Source organism: Paraburkholderia sp. RL17-347-BIC-D, from assembly GCF_046027915.1.
Classification (GTDB): Bacteria; Pseudomonadota; Gammaproteobacteria; order Burkholderiales; family Burkholderiaceae; genus Paraburkholderia.
In genome coordinates, this window is the sequence record NZ_JARESS010000208.1 from 1 (window position 1) to 827 (window position 827).

The following is an 827-nucleotide window of genomic DNA, read 5'->3' on the forward strand; positions in this document are numbered from 1 at the left end:
TTATGACTCGATCCGCTATCACGAGCGCGAGGGTGGGCGCATCGATGAGGAAACCATCTACAGACTGAAGGCGTCGCGCAGGGTCACGGCTGCCAGAGTGACCGTAGTCGATTACGACTATACGCGTGGAGCGCAGAAGTTCGTCGAGGAACATGATGCGTTCGGGGAACTGCACAAGGCCGAAGAGCGTCACTGGGGCGATTACTCGCAGCCCCTTGCTGGCGCAACGGGTCTGTCGGGCCAGCCGAACAACTATCTGGAGGAAGCACACTATCTTGCGGGTGTGCGCGCCCATGCGCTTTTCTCGCGCAACGAACGTCTCAGGGGCCAGGGCAACCTGCTCGGCCTGAAGACCGGCAGGACATTCTTTCTCACGGATCACCCGGAGTCAGATGTCAATGCCGAGTATCTGGTGCTGTCGACCACACTCGATATCCGCAACGTGAGCGAGACGACGATATCGGGCAAGACACCAGGCGCGGGCCAGTTCCGGTGCGTGACTGACTTCGTGCTGCAGTCGCCGAACCGGTTCTTCAGGAACAGGCCGAAGAAGAAGCCCCGCTGTTACGCCGAGACAGCCGTGGTGGTCGGTCCCAAGGACCAGACGACCTGGGTCGATGCGTACGGCCGGGTCAAGATCTGCTACCTGTGGGACGTGGACAGGCCGAAGGACGAGAATGCGAGCTGCTGGGTGCGCGTGTCCTCGCCGTGGCAGGGCAATTCGTTCGGCTCGATCTACGTGCCCCGTATCGGCCAGGAAGTGACGATCAACTACCACGAAGGCGACCCCGACAAGCCCTATATTGCCGACCGGATGGTCAACCGGT

The 827-nt window shown here is 60.9% G+C and carries 1 protein-coding gene; it reads left to right on the forward strand.

Annotation, left to right across the window (positions count from 1 at the left end; all coding sequences use genetic code 11):
• The coding region (locus P0D96_RS48190; protein WP_408321404.1) for a type VI secretion system Vgr family protein at nucleotides 1-827 on the forward strand (827 nt) is incomplete at both ends.